This is a genomic window from Trinickia sp., from assembly GCF_051953955.1.
GTDB lineage: Bacteria > Pseudomonadota > Gammaproteobacteria > Burkholderiales > Burkholderiaceae > Trinickia.
This window is the reverse complement of sequence record NZ_JBQCIF010000086.1, coordinates 78,521-93,161: the sequence shown is the minus strand read 5'-3', so window position 1 is coordinate 93,161 and position 14,641 is coordinate 78,521. Positions and strand designations below refer to the sequence as shown.

Genomic DNA, 14,641 nt, shown 5'->3' with positions numbered 1-14,641 from the left:
AGGAGACGACGATGAAGAGAACCACCTGGCCGCTGGGCCTGGCGGCAGGAACGGCGCTCGCGCTTGCGCCCATGGTGCAGGCATACGCGCAGAACAGCGTGGCGTTGTATGGGGTGATCGACGCGGGCATCGGCTATGCGAACAATGTCGCCGCCGCGCTCGGCGGCACCGGCGGCCACAAGTTTCAACTCACGTCCGGCGTGGGCAGCGGCTCGCGTTTCGGATTACGCGGGACCGAAGACCTGGGCGGCGGAAATGCGGCGATCTTCGTGCTTGAAAATGGATTCAGCGTTGCGAACGGATCGATGCTTCAAGGCGGCAGGCTATTCGGACGGCAGGCATACGTCGGCTTATCGAATAAGCGTTTCGGCACGGTCACGTTCGGCCGGCAATACGATACCGTAGTGGATTTCGTCAGTCCCTTTACATCGGCCAAGCAGTGGGGCACGCAATACGGCGCTCACGTTGGCGACGCGGACAATCTGTACAACGCGTTTCGCATCAATAACTCGCTGAAGTACACGAGCCGGACGTGGCGGGGCTTCACGCTGGGCGCGTTGTATGGCTTCAGCAACCAGGCGGGCGGCGGCAGCGGCACCGGCTTTGCCAACGATCGCGCGTGGAGCGTAGGCGCGAGCTATCGCATGGGCGGCTTTTCCGCTGGCGCCGGATATCTGCTCGTGGACAATCCTTCGTCGGGAAATGCGAACGGCACCAACGTCAACGGCGCGGTGGCAGGCGACTACACGAGTGCAACGAATATCTTCTATGTACGACCAGTCGCGCGTCAGGCCGTCGTAGCGGCGGGAGCGGCCTATCAGTTCGGGAAGGCGACCGCAGGGTTGATCTACAGCCATAGCAAGCTCGATTACATGGATCGCTCGTCGTTCGGCATTCACAACATCGAAGCGAATCTATCCTGGCGCCTGCAACCGTCGCTCGTGACGGGCATCGCCGCGATCTACAGCGATGGGTTCGTCGATGGGGCAGGCGGGATAGCGAATGTCGCAACGACGACGCATCCGCGCTGGCTCCAGATCAACGTAGGAACCGACTACTCCGTCAGCAAGCGAACCGACCTATACGCCGCCGTCGTATGGCAGAAGGCGGCGGGCGGTGCCGCGGTCGCCGCGATCGACGCGGTCGGCGGGCCGACCGGCGCGGGTGGCCGTTATCAGATCGCCGCTCAAATGGGCATGCGCACGAAGTTTTGAAAGTCTGTCTGCGCAATGCCTCACGCTCGCCGCATTATGCGGCTTGCTGAGCCAGTTTCGCCTAGACGTATCGTCCAATTTCAGATAATTTGATGGGACTGGTTTTTTCGTCGAGCGGCCAAGCAGACTGGATCGGACACGACATCGATCCTGTCGATAGCTGCGACCTGACCTTCGCGTCCCTTTGCCGAGCTCGTGACGTCATGCGGCAAGATAGGAAGAGCGAAGCTTTCGTCATGTGCTGCGGGACGGACGCGATGGAAGACGTCGCCTATGCCGCCGCTCTGCTTTTCGATCGTGAACGGCCTGTCGTTTTGACCGGCGCTGCGATCCCCGGTGGCAGTGCCAATGCCGATGGTCCGCGCAATCTGGCAGACGCTGCAAATCACCTTCTGACCGCCGATGACCAGATTGCCGGCCTTGTTGATTTGCTGGACGGCGAGCATGCCTACGGGGTCTCCTATCGAAGTTATCGACAATGGCGATGTTGTCGACTGTAAGTATTCAGCGGAGCAGCCCATCGACCGGAGAGGCGGGCAAGCTCAATGGCACTACCTGGCATCCGTATATACCGTTGCTCTCGAAACGCCGAGATGGCGCGCAACGATATCCATTGCGCGCCTTACGTCCATGAAGCCCGATTCTTTTAGCTCACGAAGCAAAGATCGTCTTTCTTCCGGTTTGAGAAGGCGTGGCGTCGTGGCGAGTTTGGCTGCGTACTGATCGATATGAGCTCGAAGCGCTTCGGCACCGATGGGATTCAGTGACTCTCTCTCGGCCGAGGCATCTACGCTAATGAACTGCGCCATGGTGCTCTGCAAGGAGCGGAACAATGTCAAATCGACATTGATGCACAACGCAGCGACATACTTTCCGCGCGAGTCCTTCACGCCGATAGAAGTGCTTTTAGCCTGGCGACCGTCGGAAAAGTGATTCGCGTAGTTCGAGAGGATTTGCGGAAACGCAGGATCCGCGATACGTGCTAGGCCGAGCTCGGTCGCCGGGTCGCCAACCTTCCGGCCGGACAAGTTATTGTGGATCTCGAGAATGGCATGCTTGGGGTCGGTCAAGTCGTGAACCACGACTTCGCAGAATGGCGCAAAGGTATCGCTCAACCCTTTCGCTATTTGCTTGACTTGTTCGAGCAATACTTCATGCTCGGGAGGGGATTTCTTGGTCATTTGTCTGTACTCAACGGTAGGTTCGCTCGAAACCTTGCTTCCCTTCACGCTACGAGGGGCGCTTTGGGATAATCGCCCGGTCTGGGGATCGAGATAGAAAGAGTCTTGCATCGCAAATTCTCAGATCAGGCTACGTATCAGGAATGCCTGTGGCATCCGCCGAATCCAGCCAGGCGGCGTAGCGTGGCGATCGGCAAACCGGCTCGGGGGCGGGGATCGATTCGTTCCGTAGGGGAACCCCTCTTGCTGGAAAGATTATCTAGAGTTAAATGAAATGTATCATAGGTGTAAACACCTAGCGCTGCTCCGGCTCCGAGCCTGGGCTGAGGTACTCATGGATGGGAGGGGCGCAGCGCAACTGGACGTCGCGCTGAGGGTATTGGGCAAGACGGTGGACGGCCTCGGGCAATGGCCGCGCATTCGGTTGGTGACGCGTTGCCATGCGCAGCGTTTCCTCGACGAATGCGGGGGGTACGCTGTTGGTCTCGATCAGGCCGTAAGCGTTTCCTCACCGCCGTATGTTCGTAGGTCGAGGGGGTGCATGGCGAGCCCAAGCAGGTCGCTTTTGTCTAGATCGGGGTCGGCAGCGTCCCACGTTTCGATGCCGCCAATGACGTCATCAACCAGTGTATCCTTAGCCGGCTCTGCGGCTTATCTGTTCATATGCCGCCTCATGCTTGACCTCGTGCGTGCAGACAGCCGATCTTAGGGTGATGCTTACCGTCCAGGGGTGACGTGTAACGTTTGCTGTCAGTCATCGGTGGATTGCTCCGGTAATCCCGCTAAGGCTCCATCCTTCGATGACTTCGGTAGTCATTACGACGTATTACGAGGTTGGCCGGGCATGTGCCGCAGCGGGGCAAATATCGACTGAACAAGAAAGAGAAAGGCTGGGCAATGAGTCCTCCAGAACGGTTGCCGCTAGAGAAGGCGGAGCAGCCAAAGATGCAAATGTCCCGCCGCGTTGCGATCAGATCGATCGTTGCGGCCGCAATGGTAGTCGGCGGTGCGGCTGGCTTCGTTCGGTTCGCGGGCTCGTCAGGTCTGTGGCCGCCGACGCATGGAGATGACGTCAGTGACGCCGAACGGCAGCGGCGCATCGATGCGTTCGCCGGGCTTGGTGCAATGCCGCTTTCCATCGTGGCTGACGATGATCGAGCGCGCGCGGTGCAGAGCATGAACTTGCCGCCGAGTATGCGTGAGTCGTTGCTTGGCGCGGTGAGCGGGCAAGCACTCGCCAGCAATGAGGACGCCGGCGCCGTGACTGCGTCGGCGGCCGTCGCTACTTCCTCAACGGCTCGAGCTCGAACGGCTCGAACTCAACGTGTTGGCGAGACGGCACCAAGCAAATCAAGTAATTCGAACGATCCGAATAATCGTGCTGCCATGCAATCTTTCGCTCAAAGGCAGAAGCTTGCCCGTCTCGCTTGGATAACGTTATGGGATTCCGATATTGAGGACGGCGATGCCGTTCGCGTCGAGTGTGGCGGCTATGCTCGCACGGTCACGCTGACCAAGCGCGGTATCACGTTCGCCGTGCCCGTTCCGCCCGACGGGCAAATACGGCTGGTCGGCGTGCGCGATGGGGATGGCGGCGGCATTACGGTGGGGCTTGCCTCGGGCTCGGCCAAAGTGGTGTTGCCGATCATGAGTGTGGGCGAGGTGCTGAACTTGAACGTGAGGGCATCGTGATGCAAAGGCTCACGGCGCTGGCAACGCGTCTGATGCCAGTGGCAATGGTGGCCATGACACTGGTCGTCGTTGCGCAGTTCTGGCTCGCTCATGGCCCGAGCACAACGTGGCTCGGGCGTCATCGCGATGCGTTCGCCGGCTTCGCGCAGGGGCACGCGTGGATGATTCTGGGATTCGCTGCGTTTTTCTGGCTTGCCACTTTTGCCGGCTATTTTCATGAACGGCAAGCGGCTCATCAACCGGCTGTCGCTAAAAGGAATTGGATCATGGATGCGCTCGATAGATTGACCAACCGGAAAGTGCTCGAGCAAAAGCTCGCCAAGAGCCCCGAGTCGGTCATCATCGATGCCGAGCAGCTTGCCGCGGCGCTCAAGAGCAAGGTCATTGGCCAAGATGCTGTCTGCGACGACATGGCCGCACAAATTCGTCGGCGCCTTGCGCTCAAGCAGCGCGGCAAGCCCGTGGGCGTCTTCATGTTGGCAGGCCCGCCCGGGACCGGAAAAACGTATTTGGCTAAATGTCTTGCGACCGAACTGCAACGCAAGTTGCTGCATTTCGACATGACGCAGTTCTCGAGCGGCGGGCAGGGGGCAACGCAACTCTTCGGCGCTGCGAAGGGTTACGTTGGCTCGGATACCTACGGCAAGCTCACGGCGGCTTTGCGGGATACGCCCAATGCGGTGGTGCTGCTCGACGAAATCGAAAAAGCTCATCCCGAGATCCATAAGAACTTCTTGACGGCGTGGAACGATGGGTTCGTCACCGAGGCGTCCGATGGTCGGCAAATCGCGACGACCGACGCGATCTTCATTCTCACGACGAACGCCGCCACGGATGCGCTGCACGCGTTGAGCGTGACGTTTGCCCACGATCCCGACGAACTGCGGCGAGCATCGACGAATGCGCTCAAGGAGGCCGGCTTTGCTCCCGAGGTGCTGAACCGAATCGATCGGTTTTTCGTTTTCCAGCGATTGTCCGGCCTTGACATCGCTCGCGTGACGGCGCTCGAGATCGAAGCCATGATCAAAAGCTACGGTCTTGACGTCGTGGAAGGCGGGATTGATCCCGATATTCTCGTGGACATGATGGAGCGGCAACAGAAGCTTGGCACGGGCGCGTCCTCGCGTGACCTGGTGCGAGCCGTCGAGGAATCGATCGCCGATACGCTCATCGATGCGAAACGCAATGGCGATCAGCGAGTCGCACTCATCTCCGAGCACGGAAAAATCATCGCTCGTCCGGAACAATGAACGCTCTTCCCAGACCTTCCCCGATCGCTGCGCTAGTGCTGCTATGGCGCCGCGCGTTTTTGTGGCGAATGTGCCTGTTGCTGGCGTTTGGGCTGACGGCGCTATTCGTGCTTTGCCCGCCCGATTTCGGCACTGGCAGCGGCCGTCCCGTATTGCCAGAGCAAGTCGTCTACGTGACGCCGAAGCCCTCGCCTGTCGCCGCGCAGGCAACCCAAGCGATGCCGGCAACCCCGCAAGCCACACCGCCCGTTAGTGCGAAAGAGCCACAGCCGGCTTTGGCCGCGACTGTCCCGTCGGTGCCGCAGCGCAGCGTGTCGCTTCCTTCGGTTCCCGCGGCCAATGCTGCGATCTCCCTCGCGGTGCCCGGACAATCGACGGCACCGGATTCGTCCGGTCTCGATCCGGCTTTACTCGGGCGCACCTATAGTGGCTCGGTCGACGTCAACGGATTTCACATACCGCTGCCGCCGGGCAAGTGGGCGGTGCTCGCGAATATCCGCGTCGGGAAGCCGGAGGCCCCAGGACTGGGCTTGTTCCTTGGGCACATCGAACGTCGGCGCCTGGTTGCCGGATTGCGCGTGTTCGTGCTCAAGAGCGTCGACTTACCGGGGGCGGGGTTTCCGAGTGTGCCGGGATGCGTGCCTGGCAATCCGCGCTACAACGCGATGGACGTTGCCGCGATGACGCCATTTGGGCATCAGGCGTGTTGGTTTATGTTGAATCTGTATACGCCGCCGTTTCTTCAATGGGCGGATCGAGGGGTGCACATTGCGCAGTTGGACCGAATCGCCGCGGGCGACATGGCGGCCAAGGGCGTGACGTACCCGCAGGATTTAATCTCCGTGGAATTCCATCGCGCGGAGAGGTGGGGCTTGCTGCAGGCCAGCTATCTGTTTAGCCCTGACAGCGCAGGCATTCGTTCGAACGAGGTGGTGTCCTATTCGGACTCGGATTGGTATCCGTCCAATATCGGGCGTTTTCCCGAAAAGGTGGCTTACGTCGAGAAGTTGAAGTCCTGGGCTCAAACGTTCTGGCCGAAAGTCGACGCGGCATTCAATGCGGCGCAGCCAAGCGGATACGATGCGGCGGTTGCCGCAAGCCAGCTTGCCGCGGCAAGCGAGCCGGCTGTATCAACGAACCGGCCAGCGTCGTCGACGGACGACATGTTGCAAACGCGTGGCCAGGAATGCCGGACGGCCCCTCGTCATCCCGTGCGGTCGACGGTTGCCGGTGCCACGGAGGCGCAGCCGTCGCGAGGGTTGTCGTGCTTCTTTGACGGCACGGGACAACTTTATGCTGCACGGATGGTGATGCCGTACTCGGGAGAGGTCGATGGCGTGCACCTGGGCGATAGCTTCGACAGCGTGCGGGCGAAGCTCGGTGAACCGACGAAGCAGTTCGCGTTCGCGGGTAAGCAGGCCAATGTCTATGCTCGCCATGCGGGCGCGTTCGAACGGTTTGATGTCGGCGCCGGTACGGTACAGATCATGTATGTCGGAAAAAACATGCAATAGTGGAGGGCGGTGATCTGTGGTGGGTGAGCCTCCCGTCACGCCCTGCCTCCAACGGACGACCATCAGAGTGTGTTCGCCGTGCTGACCACCTGCTCGTCGTCGAGCGAGGCTCAACTCCGTCATATGCAGCGGCGCTGGCATGAAGCGGCGCGAGTACGTTCGGCAAAACTGGTCGGGAGCGGGACTCGCGGCATAGGCTAGTTAAGGTTGGGCCAGTAGAGCCCGCGCAATCTCCCGCGGCGCCGACCCCACCGCGAGTTGCGGCGTGCCATGCCACTCGGCGCAGCGCACGAGCGCCCGGCGCACGTCGGCCAGCATCGTTGCACTGACGCGCAACCCGGGCTCCAAATGAAACGACTTCAACTCGAACACGCCCTGCGCACGATGGGCCTTCGCATCGACGCGCCCGATCAATCGCCCTCGATGCAAGATCGGCAAACAGAAATAGCCATACTTGCGCTTGGCCGCCGGCGTATAACATTCGATCGCATAATCGAAATCGAACAGCATGGCCGCGCGTTTGCGATCCCAAACCACCGGATCGAAGGGGGAAAGCACCGTCGTCACCGTGGAGCGTAAGCGGCCTTCCAAGACATCATCGAGCAGCGGCGCCGATTCGCTCGATACGAACGCGTCCTCTTTCCATCCTTCGACGCGCGCGGGAATCACCTCGCCGCGATCGGCCAGCGCATGGAGCTCGGCCGTGTATTTGCGCCGCTCGATCCGATAGTAATCGGCGATCCAATCGGCACGGGCGACACCGAGCGCCCGGCATGTGCGTGCGACGAGCGTGGGCTGCACCGTCTCGGCTGCCGGCAGGTCACGCGTATCGTTCCAGCGCGGCAGCACACGCTCGGCGATGTCATAGACGCGATGAAAGTTGCGCCGTTCGGCCACCATCAAATGCCCGAGCGTGAAGAGGACTTCGAGGTGCCGCTTTTCGGGTTTCCAATCCCACCAGCCGTTGCCGCGCCCGGCTTCGCGCTCGAAGTCGGCCGCGCGCACGGGGCCGTTTTCGCGCACGTGATCGAGCAGTCGATCGATATCGTCCTTGTAACGCTGGTGCCAATCGGCTGCGTATTTCCATCCCATGTTGCTCGGATCGAGCATGCGATGACGCAGCAGGCCATAGTCCTCGATCGGAACGAAACAGGCCTCGTGCGACCAATATTCGAATAGCCGCCCTTCCGCCAGGTGCTCGTCGAGCCACTGCGGCGGGTACGGGCCGATCCGGCTGAAGAGCACCAAGTACGGGCTGCGTGCGACGACATGGATCGTGTCGATCTGCAATTGCGCCATGCGCCGAATCGCCGCGAGCACGTCGTCCTTGACGGCCTTGCGGCGCGGCGGCGAAAGAAACCCTTGGGCGGCGAGGTGAAGGGTGCGGGCGGCGGCGATCGAAAGCGTCGTCATCGGTTGGGAGGGCTTTATGCGCGTGACGTGATGCGGCAGCGTACACCGCCTTCGTTCGATGTGCATCGAGCGTCGTTATCCAAAATTATCCGGCTTCGGTATAACGCCTAGCGTTTCGAAGCTTCGGTTTGCGATCGACTCCTCCCCCTCCTCGTTCGCTCCTCGGCGGTCAACAAAAGAAAATAATAGTTTCTGTTTTTGCCAAAATATGAAATTATTGTTTTCATGCCGAGACGATCCCCGGCTGTCAGCGCGCCCGCGGAAACAACGGATAAACTCCCAGCGCCACGAAGCCTGCCGCGAACCACACCATCGTCCACGAACTGGCTGCCAGCAGGTGAGGCAGCGACAGCGGCACGAGGAACAGCCCAACATAGACGATCGTGTTCGCCATTCCGAGCGCCGTCCCCGCGCGTGCCGGCCCGGCGAGGCTCGCGAGCTCGGCATAAGCCACCCCGTGCCACGCGGACACGCAAATGCCGGCGAACACGATCAATCCGATGACCGATGCGATCGGCGCCGCGTGCCCAAGCGCCACGGCACCCGCCAGCGCGGCGAACGAGGCGGCCGCAACGACCGTCGAGCCGCGCAGGTAGCCGCGGCGATTGCCGCGACGATCGGTGTGGCGCCCGCTCCATACTCGCATGACCATGGCGCCGAGTTGCACGGCGGCCATCGTCGTGCTGATGCCCGCCGTGCCCAGTCGGCCGAAGTCGTGCAAAAAGACGGTCGCGAACGTGAGAATGGCGAACTGCGGCATGCACAGTACGCCGATGCCGACTGCGACGCGCCAGATTTGCATGTCGCGCAGCGGGCTGCGTTGTGCAGGGGCACCGGTCTTCGTCGCGGGTCCGGAGCCGGCGGAGGTGGTGGGGGAGGTGGTGGCCATATTCGGCGGCTCGTGAAGCCAACGTATGGCGAAGGCCGCCGGCACGGCGCACAGCAACGCAAGCGCGCTATAGACCGCCGCGAAGCCGTGCGTCGAAGCGAGCCACGGCAGCAGCGAAGCACCGATGCCGCCGCCGAGCGGCACGGCTGTTTGCCGGATGCTCATGGCGATGCCGCGCTCGCCTTCTTTGAACCAACTCATGATGGCCCGGCCGCTGGAGCCATTGACGCTCCCGCCGAGCAGCCCGACCAACGCCATCGCGGCTGCGAGCACGGGCAACGCCGGAATCGAGCCGGCCGTCGGCACGACGAACAGTGCCATCGACAGCAGCGCGAGCGCCGTCCCCAGCATCCCGGCGATCAATACCGGCCTGTCGCCGAACCGATCGGTGGCGAGGCCCCACGGCAATTCCGATAGGGCGATGCCGAGGCCCGTGGCGCCCAACGCGACGCCGAGTTGCGCATTGTCGAAGTGGTAACCGGTGCGCATCCAAATAGCCGTCGTCGGGATGCCAGCGGCCGCCGCGGAGAACCCGGCATTCGCCGCGACGCCGACCGTGAGCACTTTCCACCGGTGCGACGCGCCGAGCGTCTTCCCCTGCGTCGTGACGAGATATCGCGTGTCCATGGATTGCTCCGTTTGACTGATGACGTTTGACGGACGCAGTCTCGCATTCTATGATCATCCTGAAAATCAGATAATTTTGATGTTTTCGTTCGAAAATACAGGATGATTGGTGATTCATGAGCCAAACGAACTTCGATGTCGCGGCCTTGCGCAGCTTCGTCATGGGCATGGACCTGGGCAGCTTCGCTAAAGCCGCGGACAAAGTCGGCCGTTCCACCTCTGCGGTCAGTGCGCAAATCAGAAAACTGGAAGAACAGGTGGGTGCGCCGCTGTTCCGCAAAGCGGGCCGCGGGCTCGGGCTCACGGATGCCGGCGAGGTCATGCTTCGCTACGCGCGGCGCTTAGTCGAGCTCAACGATGAAGCGGTCGTCGCCGCACGCGGCACGGATCTCGAGGGCTGGGTCCGTCTCGGGCTGCAGGAGGATTTCGGCGAGTCGTTGCTCCCGGGCGTTCTGGGCCGGTTCGCTCGCGCGCATCCGAAAGTGCGCATCGAAGCACGCGTCGCGCGCAACGCCGACTTGACCGAGCGGCTCGATGCCGGCGAGCTCGATCTCGCGCTAGTGTGGGACGATCTCAACCTTTCGCTTCAAGCGCGGCGCGTGGCCGGCGCCAGCGTCGAAGTGGCGAAACCGCCGTTGCATTGGATTGGATCCGATGCGCTGCAATGGTCGCCCGATGCGGGCGAGCCGCTGCCGCTCGTCCTATTCGATGGGGCGTGCATGCTCTGCTCGCTCGCGACGGATGCGCTCGATCGCGCCGGCATCGCCTGGCGCGTGGCCGTGACGAGCCCGAGCCTCGCGGGCTTATGGGCCGCGGCGGCGGCGGGGCTCGGGATGACCGTGCGCACTTCGTACGGCTTGCCGTCCACCGTCCGCACGCTCGATCCGGCCGGCTACGGTTTGCCGGCGTTGCCTTCGCTCGGTCTATCGCTGTTGCGTGCGTCGAGCGCGGCGGCGGCACCCGTCGAGCAACTGGCGGCGATCGTCGTCGATGCGGTCCGCGGCCATGCCGGGATCGAGGCAAGTGGCATCGCAGCTTGAACGGCGCGCCGCCACGCGCGTCACGTTGCCGCGCTAGGCCGCTGCGTGTATGCGTGGCGGGCTATCCGCGCGAACCACGCGCGATTTCATCGCCGGCGTTGGGTGCCAGCTTGCGCGTGATAGGAATGGAGCCGAGCGAGAACAGGCCGACCACGAGGAACGACGGCCAGAAGTCGGACCACAGGGCGTGCGCGTGGCCGTGCAGATCGCGCGAGATCTGCAGCACGATCCCGCCCACGGTCACGCCTAGCCCAAGCGACATCTGCTGCACCACGCTGCCCAAGCTCGTGGCACGGCCGACGTCCTGGCTGCCGATCTCGGCATAGATCATCGAATTCAAGCTAGTGAACTGCAACGCCGGGAAGAACCCGCCGAGCAGCACGACCACCCACATCACCCATACCGGCGTGCCCGGAAAAAATGCGCCATAGGCGGCGATGGCGATGCCCGAAAACACGGCGTTGTAAATGAGCACCGTGCGAAAGCCGTACTTGCGCAGCACCGACGACGTGAGCGAGCGCATGAACATGCTCCCGAACGCGGAAGCGCAGGTGATGGCGCCCGATTGAAACGCCGACATCCCGAGGCCTTCCTGCAACGCGAGCGGCAGCAAAAACGGCACGGCGCCGAGCCCGATGCGGAACATCGAACCGCCGAGCACGCTCGCCCGGAACGTCGGCACGCTCAGGAGCCGCAGGTCGAGCACGGGCCGCTCGGCGCGCTGCGCATAGAGCACGTACAGCGCGAGCAGCAGCGCACCCGTGACGGACATTTCATAGGCGGTGCGGTCGGAGACGAGTTCGCTGCCGATCAGCGATAGGCCGAGCATGACGAGCGACCCGCCGATGGCCGACAGCAAAAAGCCGAACCAGTCGAGCGGACCGGGATGCGGCTCGTGCGTGTTGACGATATGGCGATTCGTCAGGTAGATGCCGAGGATGCCGACGGGCACGTTGATGAAAAAGATCAGCCGCCAGTGCAAATACGTGGTGATGAAGCCGCCGAGCAGCGGCGCCGCGGCCGGCGCGAACATCGCAGGCAGGCTCAGGTAGTTCATGGCCCGCACGAACTCGGTCTTGGGCACCGCGCGAAAAATGATGATGCGGCCGACGGGCACCATCATCGCGCCGCCGATCCCTTGCAGGAAACGCGCGAGCGTGAAGATGTGCAGCGAGCGCGCGAAGCCGCACATCACGGAACCGACGACGAAGATTCCGATCGCCGTTCGGAAGACCGTGCGGGCGCCGAAGCGATCGGCCAGCCAGCCGCAAATCGGAATGAACACGCCGAGCCCGACGACATAGCTCGTGATCGCCACTTTCAGCGCGACCGGGTCGCTGCCGAAGTCGCGGGCCATCGACGGCAACGCCGTGACGATGATGTTCCCGTCGACGCTTTCCATGAACATGGCGCAGGCCACGATCAGCGGGGCGATGAAGGCTTTGATGGCAAGCGGCATGGACAAGCGGCGCTGCAACGACGAATCGTGGGCAAAGACGCAAAGCAGCGATTATGCGCCGAGTTGCTCGGGCGTGTGCACGAACCGCGCAAAGTTGTTGCGCGTACAACGAAAGAGCCGATCCGGAATAAAGGGCCGGATCGGCTTGGGGCACAAGAGCCCGCCGTCTCGCCGGGCGGTCGGCGAGCGGTCAACCCGCGGTCATTGCGCGAACGGATGGCTATTTACGTAGGACGCCAGATTCGACATGATCAAGCTGCCCCAGCCCGTCGGGTAGTCCCACCCTTTGGCCGCCCGGTAGCCGTAGCCTCGATAGCCGTTGTTGCCCGAGGTGACGTCATGGACGAGCGAAGGCGCCGCTCTCACGGCGCAGTAGATACTCGAGGCGGGGAATCCGAGCGAGTTCGAATGGGCCGATTCGAGCCGCGCCCATAGTCCGACGAAGATCGGCGAAGCCAAGCTCGTGCCACCGATCTGCTCGATCTGGCCGTAGCTGTAGACGAGCGCGCCAGAGCCCTGTGCCGCGTCGAACGAAATGTCGGGAACGGCGCGGCCGGTGGGCTGAGGGCTCATGGAAAGCGCTTTCTGCCACGACGGCAGCGGCTCGACCCGGCTGATGCCGCCCGTCGACGCCCAGAGCTTGCCGCTGTCGTCTAGCCCCTCGTTCCAGACCGTCTCGCTCGCCCACTTGCCGTTCGACGTAAAGAGCGTCGTACCGCCGACGGCGATGACGCTCGGCGACGAAGCCGGCCATGAGATCGAGTAGGTGCTACCGTCCGGATAGCCGCGGTTGTTGCATTCGTAGGCGCCCTCGTCGCCCGACGAAACCGAGAACGTCTGTCCTTGCGCGACGGCCGCGGCAAAGATCTGGTCTTCGGCGGCCACCGTGCCGTCGGCTTGCGCATCGGCTTCGCACCAGCCGAGCGAGACGTTGATGACCTTCGCCGTGTCGTCGCTGACGGCTTGGTTGAACGCCTGCGTCAGCCCCGTGTTGCCGGAGGCAGCCATATCGGCCTCATAGAAAATCAACTGGCCGACGGCGCCGCCCGCCGCACCGACGATATCTTGGCTGTCGAGGTCCCATTCGCCTTGGCCGTTAGGATCATCGCTGTAATCGCCGCTTGGATCGCCCGTTTGCACGGCCGAGACGTTGACTCGAGCGAGATCGTTGGCCTGCGTGAACTGATTCAGATCCTGTGTGGCCTGGTTCGCACCGCCGATCGTGATGATGCCGACCGCCGTGCTCGATGCCGTGGGTAGGGTCGTTGCGCCGTAAATGCGCGGCCATTCGGTCGGGTAGTGGCCCATTTCGGTCCCGATGGCCATCGTCTTCGCTTCCGTGCGCGGGCCTCTCACCGCCATCGTGTGAGCACGCGTCACGTTTTGCAGCCCTAGCACGGACAGGACGGTGCCGCCGAGCGCTTCGGGCACCTCGGCCGGTGCCGCATTCGCGAAGACGGTGCGGTTGCCTTTGCGCAAGTGCACGAGCGGGGTGTTGAATGCGGTCCTCACGGTGCCGGCCGTGCCGTCTGCCGAAATCAGCAGACGATTCTTGGACACGCGGATGTTGACGAAGCCGTTCTTACGCATGTACGCGACGACTTTTTGCACCTGTGCTTCGGTTGGCGCGAATTCGGACAAGAACGCCTCCGGCGTGAGGAAGCGGTGATACTGACTGTTGCCGCGCTCATTGACGGCTTGACCGAGCGCCTCGAGCTTCGCCATGTCGCGCACGCGCAGGCTGACGACCACATGGGCTTTCTCGCCGGGCGTTACGAGAGCTTGCGGCGTTGCTGCCAACGCCCTCATTTGTTGCGGCGTCAAAAACGCCCGTGTTTCGGTGCCGACCCACGCCGTCGGCCCAGCATCCGCATGGCTGGGCGGCGCGGCTGCGACGAGCGGCAATGCCAATGCAGCGGTTCGGAAAATACTTGGTAGGGACCCCTTCGATTCGAATGTCGACTTCAATTTGAGCTCCTAGGATTGCAACGCCAAGAGACGCCGTATCCGCGGGATAGCGGTGAGTCAACGGATTTTAATTTGCTGCCGTCTCGAGCCATCGTTATTGATTAATGGGGTAATAATATCGCTCAACGGTGCATTGAGCATCTTCAACGTAGCAGGTCGAGAATATGGCTGTGTAGCTGTTAATGGTAGTAGTGGAAAAGATGGTCTGTACGGAAAATGCGGGGCGTCGCGACGGATGCAGACTCCAGGACGGACATTTGCTACGGACGGCGCTTGCAGCCCGATCGAAGAATCCTAAACGACTAGGCAACTAGGAACGTCTTATTTACAGACGTTCGGATTAAAAGGGCGAGTGATGAGCGGCCGGAATCTTCGTCGTTCCGTGTATGCGCCG

11 protein-coding genes are annotated in these 14,641 nt (G+C 62.2%); 6 read left to right on the top strand and 5 right to left on the bottom strand.

Going from position 1 to position 14,641, the window contains the following annotated elements; genetic code table 11:
* The first annotated feature begins 11 nt into the window (after nt 1–11).
* Together ACTHNZ_RS16870 and ACTHNZ_RS16865 are read left to right on the top strand one after the other, a co-directional pair.
* Nucleotides 12–1,214 (top strand): porin, encoded by a 1,203-nt coding sequence (locus tag ACTHNZ_RS16870; RefSeq protein ID WP_440543679.1) that lies wholly within the window; start codon nt 12–14, stop codon nt 1,212–1,214.
* Between the two features lie 92 nt (nt 1,215–1,306).
* The gene (locus tag ACTHNZ_RS16865) at nt 1,307–1,714 is read left to right on the top strand and encodes an asparaginase domain-containing protein (protein WP_440543678.1); all 408 of its coding nucleotides are present in this window, start codon (nt 1,307–1,309) and stop codon (nt 1,712–1,714) included.
* Between the two features lie 51 nt (nt 1,715–1,765).
* Here the strand turns inward: ACTHNZ_RS16865 and ACTHNZ_RS16860 are convergent, their stop codons facing one another.
* Nucleotides 1,766–2,395: a helix-turn-helix transcriptional regulator gene (locus ACTHNZ_RS16860; RefSeq protein ID WP_440543677.1), complete on the bottom strand. Its 630-nt coding sequence runs from the start codon at nt 2,393–2,395 to the stop codon at nt 1,766–1,768.
* A gap of 897 nt (nt 2,396–3,292) precedes the next feature.
* On the opposite strand from ACTHNZ_RS16860, the gene ACTHNZ_RS16855 reads away from it, so the two are divergent.
* The 3 genes from ACTHNZ_RS16855 to ACTHNZ_RS16845 all read left to right on the top strand — a co-directional run bounded on the left by ACTHNZ_RS16855 (nt 3,293) and on the right by ACTHNZ_RS16845 (nt 6,851).
* Complete coding sequence (locus tag ACTHNZ_RS16855; RefSeq protein ID WP_440543676.1) at nt 3,293–4,087, top strand: hypothetical protein; 795 nt, start codon at nt 3,293–3,295, stop codon at nt 4,085–4,087.
* A gap of 53 nt (nt 4,088–4,140) precedes the next feature.
* Nucleotides 4,141–5,337, top strand: coding sequence for an AAA family ATPase (locus ACTHNZ_RS16850; RefSeq protein WP_440543675.1), 1,197 nt, complete (start codon nt 4,141–4,143; stop codon nt 5,335–5,337).
* 665 nt (nt 5,338–6,002) lie between these two features.
* Nucleotides 6,003–6,851, top strand: coding sequence for a hypothetical protein (locus tag ACTHNZ_RS16845; protein ID WP_440543674.1), 849 nt, complete (start codon nt 6,003–6,005; stop codon nt 6,849–6,851).
* Between the two features lie 201 nt (nt 6,852–7,052).
* On the opposite strand, the gene ACTHNZ_RS16840 is transcribed toward ACTHNZ_RS16845, so the two are convergent.
* Nucleotides 7,053–8,264 (bottom strand): winged helix-turn-helix domain-containing protein, encoded by a 1,212-nt coding sequence (locus tag ACTHNZ_RS16840; protein ID WP_440543673.1) that lies wholly within the window; start codon nt 8,262–8,264, stop codon nt 7,053–7,055.
* A 247-nt stretch (nt 8,265–8,511) separates the two neighbouring features.
* On the bottom strand, nt 8,512–9,780 hold the full coding sequence (locus ACTHNZ_RS16835) for an MFS transporter (protein WP_440543672.1): 1,269 nt from the start codon (nt 9,778–9,780) through the stop codon (nt 8,512–8,514).
* A 116-nt stretch (nt 9,781–9,896) separates the two neighbouring features.
* On the opposite strand from ACTHNZ_RS16835, the gene ACTHNZ_RS16830 reads away from it, so the two are divergent.
* Nucleotides 9,897–10,820 (top strand): LysR substrate-binding domain-containing protein, encoded by a 924-nt coding sequence (locus tag ACTHNZ_RS16830; RefSeq protein ID WP_440543670.1) that lies wholly within the window; start codon nt 9,897–9,899, stop codon nt 10,818–10,820.
* Nucleotides 10,821–10,881: 61 nt separating this feature from the next.
* On the opposite strand, the gene ACTHNZ_RS16825 is transcribed toward ACTHNZ_RS16830, so the two are convergent.
* The gene (locus tag ACTHNZ_RS16825) at nt 10,882–12,279 is read right to left on the bottom strand and encodes an MFS transporter (RefSeq protein ID WP_440543718.1); all 1,398 of its coding nucleotides are present in this window, start codon (nt 12,277–12,279) and stop codon (nt 10,882–10,884) included.
* Between the two features lie 201 nt (nt 12,280–12,480).
* Nucleotides 12,481–14,247 (bottom strand): S53 family peptidase, encoded by a 1,767-nt coding sequence (locus tag ACTHNZ_RS16820; RefSeq protein ID WP_440543669.1) that lies wholly within the window; start codon nt 14,245–14,247, stop codon nt 12,481–12,483.
* Between the last annotated feature and the right edge of the window lie 394 nt (nt 14,248–14,641).

What these genes read in the sequence shown, in the direction of transcription:
- ACTHNZ_RS16870 (WP_440543679.1), top strand. Translation starts at nt 12, where the DNA reads ATGAAGAGAACCACCTGGCCGCTGGGCCTGGCGGCAGGAACGGCGCTC.
- ACTHNZ_RS16865 (WP_440543678.1), top strand. Translation starts at nt 1,307, where the DNA reads ATGGGACTGGTTTTTTCGTCGAGCGGCCAAGCAGACTGGATCGGACAC.
- ACTHNZ_RS16860 (WP_440543677.1), bottom strand. Translation starts at nt 2,395, where the DNA reads ATGACCAAGAAATCCCCTCCCGAGCATGAAGTATTGCTCGAACAAGTC.
- ACTHNZ_RS16855 (WP_440543676.1), top strand. Translation starts at nt 3,293, where the DNA reads ATGAGTCCTCCAGAACGGTTGCCGCTAGAGAAGGCGGAGCAGCCAAAG.
- ACTHNZ_RS16850 (WP_440543675.1), top strand. Translation starts at nt 4,141, where the DNA reads ATGACACTGGTCGTCGTTGCGCAGTTCTGGCTCGCTCATGGCCCGAGC.
- ACTHNZ_RS16845 (WP_440543674.1), top strand. Translation starts at nt 6,003, where the DNA reads ATGGACGTTGCCGCGATGACGCCATTTGGGCATCAGGCGTGTTGGTTT.
- ACTHNZ_RS16840 (WP_440543673.1), bottom strand. Translation starts at nt 8,264, where the DNA reads ATGACGACGCTTTCGATCGCCGCCGCCCGCACCCTTCACCTCGCCGCC.
- ACTHNZ_RS16835 (WP_440543672.1), bottom strand. Translation starts at nt 9,780, where the DNA reads ATGGACACGCGATATCTCGTCACGACGCAGGGGAAGACGCTCGGCGCG.
- ACTHNZ_RS16830 (WP_440543670.1), top strand. Translation starts at nt 9,897, where the DNA reads ATGAGCCAAACGAACTTCGATGTCGCGGCCTTGCGCAGCTTCGTCATG.
- ACTHNZ_RS16825 (WP_440543718.1), bottom strand. Translation starts at nt 12,279, where the DNA reads ATGCCGCTTGCCATCAAAGCCTTCATCGCCCCGCTGATCGTGGCCTGC.